The organism is Sphingobacterium sp. UBA7253 (assembly GCF_002472745.1).
In the GTDB taxonomy this organism is placed as follows: domain Bacteria; phylum Bacteroidota; class Bacteroidia; order Sphingobacteriales; family Sphingobacteriaceae; genus Sphingobacterium; species Sphingobacterium siyangense.
Window position 1 is genome coordinate 1 of sequence record NZ_DKSP01000206.1, and the last position, 5,902, is coordinate 5,902.

The following is a 5,902-nucleotide window of genomic DNA, read 5'->3' on the forward strand; positions in this document are numbered from 1 at the left end:
GCTATTGGGCATCACGCCACGCTTGACCGGTGCATAATCTGTAATCCCATGAACGACTTCAGTGTAAAGTGGCGTGTTGGGATCCTGCCCAGCGACATATTTGTCATTTTGAGGGTTTAGGACCTTTGATCCATTGATAAATGAATAATTTTCAAAGGTATACAGATCGGCCTCCGATAAGTCCCACTTTGGATCGCCCATATGCTCGATCACGAACTGGCTCAAATAGGGATATAGCGTCAGATTTCGAATCGTCTCCCGATCGACATTTACCTGTGCCATTGCGGCGGTCAAATGATCGATCTTTGGATCATAAGCAATGGCTGCTTTTGTATTGCCCGGGATCTTGAGATTTCCGTGCCTGAGCCTCATTGCGCCAATATGTCCCACCCAGTACTTTCCAATGTTTGCATTGAAAGCCATCGATTGGCTGTTGCCATTATTCGTTCCTAACTCCGCACTGGCCTGACCTGTAATCTGCTTGGGCAGCCGATTCATGGGAATGGTGTTGTCTTTCACATTGACCGCTCCACCAATGGCCTTTCCTCCGAATAATACAGTCGCAGCACCCTTGTACAATTCTATTTCGCGTAGGTTGTCCATATCGAAATTGGGGTTTATGTTTGGACTGATTCCCGACAAATCATTGATCGAAAGCCCATTGGATAGCACACTTACCCTGCTACCACTTAGACTCCGTATCATCGGCATACCAGAATTGGGGCCAAAAGAAGCATTTTGTATCCCAGGGATATGGCTCAATGTTTCACCAAGCGTTTGTGCCTGTATACGATCGAGCTGCTTTCGATCCAGCCTCGTCTTTTGCCCATGGGCCGGTACAAGGCCAGTGGTCTCCGCGGTGGGAAGCGTATAGCTTCGCAATGTATCCATTGCTGGTTTACGCTGTGATCGCACTGTTTGTGCGATAGATAATAGCATTAGAGATGCTAAAAAAACTTGTTTCTGATACCGTATCATCCTGTAGCCTATTTCTGTTTGAGCTGCAAAATTAAAAAAGATAACAACAAATGCAATATTGTTGCATTAATAGTTTACAATCGCTACCTTCGTCAAAAATTTACAGCACATGAAATACATCAACACACCAATTGTCCTTGCGGGGGCACTGATTCTGATGCTCGGAGCTGCATCATCCTGTAAAAAGGAAACAGCGCCTACGCCCACTGAAATCTCGCTTTCGTTACCTTCGCAGGTCAGCCTTCGCTACGGCGAAACACAGGAAATTAATCTGCCGAAAGACCTAGCTGCAAAAGCAGGACTTACGTTCAGCTTTGACTTTTCCCAGATTGCAGACATCAATTTGGGCAACGGGATTAAACTCAGTGATAAATTGAACCAGGCCATCAAATTTGACAGCGAAAAACAAAGCATACTGATTAACAGCTCCCTACTCTATCCAAACGGAGCTCAATCGAGCAGCGCACGGATTCCCGATGATTATAAAGTCACTGTCATAGCCAAAGAATCTCAGGACAAAGTAGTCGGGAAAGAAAGTTTTTCGCTCAAGATAACGGCTGGATCTATTGCTATCAAAGGTTTAAAAAATGGCAACGAGTTGCCTTATTCATATGTACTTTATGGCGACCAATCTACTGATTTTGAAATCGATCCGCTGGGCCTACCAACTGCTGGCGCGAACTTTCAGTTGGTTAAAAAGGATGGACAAGAAAACATTGCTTCAATAACAGGTACGCATATCAAATTAGCAAAGGATGCGGGAGATCCGGAAAAAAAAGCTGAAAAGTCGTTCGAGTTGACTCCCGAGCTTAGAAAAGATGGTTTTCCTGTCGCCGCCACGACTTTCAGGGTCATTCTGATTCCACAGATTAAATTTTTGTTTGGGCAATATTATCCCGATCTAAACTTGACCATAGACTTTAGTCTGATACATATCGGACTCTCAAATGGTTATGTCTCTGCAGCGCCAACACTGTATCCTGAAAAATATAAATCTGCTTTTGAACTGGTTTCCATACAAAAAGATGGACTCGCATTTACAAATAGCGAAAAGCTGTTTAGTGTAAATGCCGAAACAGGCGTTGTTTCCGTGAAAAAGAGCGACAGTTTAAAAGCTGGCAGCTACAAGATAACCATAAAGGCCTTGACAACGACAGGGCTAGAATTTACGGCTAGTCTCACTTTAGCCATGTCTGAAGGATAATCGTACTATCCTGGTTTCATCCCCAAGCAATACCAATGAGTAAAGCGCACTGCAGGAGTGCGCTTTACTCAGTTAATGCCATCAAGTATCACTTTCGGTCTCTATTTTTCCATTTACCGATCATGTGGCTTGTCAGAAAACTGACGAGGGTACCCAGCGCAGCTGTCAACACCGTTTGCAGCAAATCGCCCAGGGAGATACTGGCCCAGATGGAACAGATCGTGCCCCCGAGGGCAGAGATGCGGATATCATTGATTTTCATCAGCATCACTCCTTTCCTTGGGCAACTTGGACAGCTCGGAATTATTTTCAGGTGGCTGCTTTTCCTCTTCCATAACTGTTTCCAAGATACCCAGGCCTACAGCGATATATTTCAAGATGTTACCCGCCTTTCCGGGCCATTTAATGGGAGCCGCAAGAACCACCTGCAGCACCTTTCCTATTTTATTTAAGATTTTTTTCATGATATTTACTTATATAGGATGCTTCAAATCGTCCATCCTATCACCAAAAACAGCTTCGATAAAAATGAAGGGCCAAGAATAGAAAATATAGCTTTCTGACTGTTAAGCTCTATTCCTGCCCCCAATACCCCTTCTTTATTCGAGCAATATAGGAGGACAAAGAATTGCTATCGAATATTTAAATACACTTCATCCCCCATATCCCAAAGACTGTACACCAGAGCCTTAAGTTTTGCCAAGGCCTTGCCGCTGTAATCTCCTCTCCCTTCACCCGTTAGTACCGTTACCGGGGCAATGCATCCCTGCAGCTCTTTTAAAGCATTGTTGGCCGCATGGATCAGAATTGCTTCACGGCCGAGCACCATCGGAATACCGATCTGCTCACCATGCTTGGGGTAACGCCGTTTTTCCAGCTTGTACCGACCTACTGGAATACAGCTGATCCGCGGAATATTATTTCTGTCGGGTAGCTCGATGGTATGACAGATTTCTTCCCCCTGATACGTAATGGTACCATTGGTTCCCTGTGCTCCATATTTACGTTGGAGCAGCAGGGTGTGTTGAACAGCCATATTAGCTAATGGATAGTTTGCCCAGATAGAAACTCGGAGAGGTCTTGACACCATCCTCATGACCGGTAAATACCCAGCCTTCCAGCGTGTCACCCGAGTAGCTGGCAGGTAGCTTGAAACTCAGGCTTGCTTCTTCGCGGGTCGCCGATTCCAGGATACTGAAGAAATTCTTGTTGCTGTTGTACATCAACAGAATAACCGAATCACCAGCGAAAGCGTTAAACTTGTTGAGCTCCGCCTCCCATGTCAACGTGATCTCCTGCGGAAAAGCTTCTGACCATTCGGCACCCATCAGATTGGCCAATGAGCCCTTGGAAATAAGCACCTTCCCATAATCTATTTCCCATGCTGGGTAAGTGCCTTTGATGCCCCCATAGTTCATGAGATATTGCAGCGCCTTGTTGTATCCTGTAGCTTTACCTTGCAATTTGTCCGAATAGCCCAGGTTGAGTAAATCCTTGATGGGCGAAAGAAAAGCTACCGCCGTTGCAAATTTTGTACGCTGTGCGACCTGTCCTTCACTCGCTTTTTTGTTTGTAATCTTGGAGAGCGAGCGGACATAATCCACACCTCGCCAACTGCTTCCTATTACACTTCCCACTTTCCCAGAGTAGGCCCCGTGTATACCTTTTAAGAATCTTGCCATGTTTATACATGTTTGATTAATAAATAATTACGACTGCCATGAGCAGTCTTTGTTTTGCTAGCGAGAGCTAAATTAAGGCGACTTTTTTTTGTAGGCGAACAAGTACAGGGAATGATATTATACGGCAGGCAGTGCTGTCATTGCCTGTCAACTTTAACAAATAGGCAGATGCTCGGCTGTCCTTTGGGTAGTTATGGAATTGCCTTCGGGAGGTATTCGGCACAGATTGTAGACAGCTTCGACACAGCCTCGGCTGCTGTTCGGGTATTGTTCGGGTGCTGCTCGGCTGGGAGTCGAAGCCAAGTCGAAGAGTTGCCGAAGCTCGCCCGAAGGAGCGTCGAACATGTCCCCTAGCTGTATCGGAGCAGAGCCGAAGGACAGCCACAAAGTTCCCGAACCTCTGCCGAACCATACCGACGTGAAAGACCTTGTGTTTGCCGGCTCTCTGAAAATTAAAAAGGAGCCGAAAAGGCCCCTCTTTGACAACTCGCTATATCCGCCCCTTCCGCCTGCTTTCTTCCAGTTGCTGGTGTAAATCCGACAGGTAATAATAGTGCCGCTTGCCCAGCTTCCTCGGCCTGAGCTTTCCTTCACGGACCAGCCGGTAATACTTCGATTCTGAAATACCCAATTTATCGAGCACATGAGCGATATCGAGCATATGATCCAGTTCGTCGGCTGTATCCAATGTTTCAGCCGGAATCTTATTCATTTCTTCCGTTATATGCTTCAATATCGCTCTCAGTAAGGAGGTTATGACCTCCAAAAGGTCACATATGCGATTCAGTAAATTTAACATAACCATGCAATTAGACATGCTGGTCGCCGAAACAAGCCGCTTTGCACAATGGGCATTGTGCAGGGGCTCCATCACCACAGCTTTAAACAATACATCCATTTTAAGCCAGATTAAATTCCTCTTCCAATTTGTTTTCATCTAGCGTATCTATTATTCCCCAAAAATTATTGATGTTGTTGCGTAGTTCACGCGAAGGCGTAACCAGAATTTTGAGTTTTTCCTCCGGCAACAATCTATGTAGTTTCTGTTTTATTTCAGCATTAAGCTCCAACATGGTGGGCCGATTTACGGGCACGCGAAAAAAGAGCATATTAACATACACTTTTGCCCGTATTTTGACCAACCAGGGATTTTCACGCAGCACTTTGGTCGTCACGTCTATCCGACAAAACTTGCCATCATGCAGATAGACATCTGCCGTACGTTGTTCTTTATAGATGATCACCGCGTTTAGGCATTTTATCGTTTTACCGCCTATCGGTTCTTCACCCTCCCATTTGCGCAAGAGATATACCATCAGTGCCAGCCGATCCCGATTGCGTTGCCATAGGCTGAGCAGCACAGCCTGTGATTCTGCTTTTGTCAAAGACGAGAGATCCATCGTTGCTGTCTGGGCGTTATTCCAGGAGAGTTGCCGTGTGCTCTTTTCCAGCAGGTCAGTCGTATTGTCACGGACAGCTAGATTTTCGAGCATTCCGGATCCGATGTTTAACAGAAGTGGTGATGGACGTCTATCGAGACGAGTTTTAGACTCGGGTAAATGAACCGTCAGCAGACCAAGGGATTGCCAATCCAGCAATACCCATTTCGGAAAACGGTACACAAAAAGTATATATGCGATCACTATCGGAAAGAAAAACAAAAAATCGGTTGTCAGATACCATCTCGAAAGCACGATTAATCCCGGCCTATCCGGTAGCAATACTTCGAGTACAACTCCATGAAGAGCCAGTACAACGCAAATTGAGCACAGCAGATAAATCATAAAATTAAGCTTACCGTTCCTACCAAACCGTTTCCGAAGGGCCAGAACTGTATGCATATAGCTGATCAGCAAGGCGTAGACTAGCAGCAGCAAAACCGTACCTATCCATACAGCCATAAAGCGTTTGTTATGGACACGTTCAACCACTTTACTACCAGCAGAACCCAGATTTATGATCAAAGCAATGATAAAGCAAAAGAAAATGTAAAGCGGATAATAGAATATTCGGATCCATCGGACGCTCACAATTTTTA

The 5,902-nt window shown here is 45.4% G+C and carries 7 protein-coding genes; 1 reads left to right on the top strand and 6 read right to left on the bottom strand.

The window, feature by feature from the left end; genetic code table 11:
• The coding region (locus tag B2X72_RS21105) for a TonB-dependent receptor (RefSeq protein WP_286851378.1) at positions 1-939 on the bottom strand (939 nt) is incomplete at its 3' end.
• A gap of 148 nt (positions 940-1,087) precedes the next feature.
• On the opposite strand from B2X72_RS21105, the gene B2X72_RS21110 reads away from it, so the two are divergent.
• Complete coding sequence (locus B2X72_RS21110; RefSeq protein ID WP_286851380.1) at positions 1,088-2,182, top strand: hypothetical protein; 1,095 nt, start codon at positions 1,088-1,090, stop codon at positions 2,180-2,182.
• 248 nt (positions 2,183-2,430) lie between these two features.
• On the opposite strand, the gene B2X72_RS21115 is transcribed toward B2X72_RS21110, so the two are convergent.
• The 5 genes from B2X72_RS21115 to B2X72_RS21135 all read right to left on the bottom strand — a co-directional run.
• Positions 2,431-2,646: a hypothetical protein gene (locus tag B2X72_RS21115; protein WP_286851381.1), complete on the bottom strand. Its 216-nt coding sequence runs from the start codon at positions 2,644-2,646 to the stop codon at positions 2,431-2,433.
• Positions 2,647-2,813: 167 nt separating this feature from the next.
• Positions 2,814-3,218, bottom strand: a complete 405-nt coding sequence (locus B2X72_RS21120) for a DUF5675 family protein (protein ID WP_286851383.1) — start codon at positions 3,216-3,218, stop codon at positions 2,814-2,816.
• A gap of 1 nt (position 3,219) precedes the next feature.
• Positions 3,220-3,864 (bottom strand): DUF6266 family protein, encoded by a 645-nt coding sequence (locus B2X72_RS21125; RefSeq protein WP_088161345.1) that lies wholly within the window; start codon positions 3,862-3,864, stop codon positions 3,220-3,222.
• A gap of 490 nt (positions 3,865-4,354) precedes the next feature.
• Complete coding sequence (locus tag B2X72_RS21130; RefSeq protein WP_286851384.1) at positions 4,355-4,801, bottom strand: helix-turn-helix transcriptional regulator; 447 nt, start codon at positions 4,799-4,801, stop codon at positions 4,355-4,357.
• Positions 4,764-5,902, bottom strand: a 1,139-nt coding sequence (locus B2X72_RS21135) for a hypothetical protein (protein WP_286851385.1), incomplete at its 5' end; no start/stop codon positions are given. The genes B2X72_RS21130 and B2X72_RS21135, both read right to left, overlap by 38 nt.

Excerpts from the sequence above, each read along its gene's own strand:
- B2X72_RS21115 (WP_286851381.1), bottom strand. The coding sequence starts at position 2,646 with ATGAAAAAAATCTTAAATAAAATAGGAAAGGTGCTGCAGGTGGTTCTT.
- B2X72_RS21120 (WP_286851383.1), bottom strand. The coding sequence starts at position 3,218 with ATGGCTGTTCAACACACCCTGCTGCTCCAACGTAAATATGGAGCACAG.
- B2X72_RS21110 (WP_286851380.1), top strand. The coding sequence starts at position 1,088 with ATGAAATACATCAACACACCAATTGTCCTTGCGGGGGCACTGATTCTG.
- B2X72_RS21130 (WP_286851384.1), bottom strand. The coding sequence starts at position 4,801 with ATGAAAACAAATTGGAAGAGGAATTTAATCTGGCTTAAAATGGATGTA.
- B2X72_RS21125 (WP_088161345.1), bottom strand. The coding sequence starts at position 3,864 with ATGGCAAGATTCTTAAAAGGTATACACGGGGCCTACTCTGGGAAAGTG.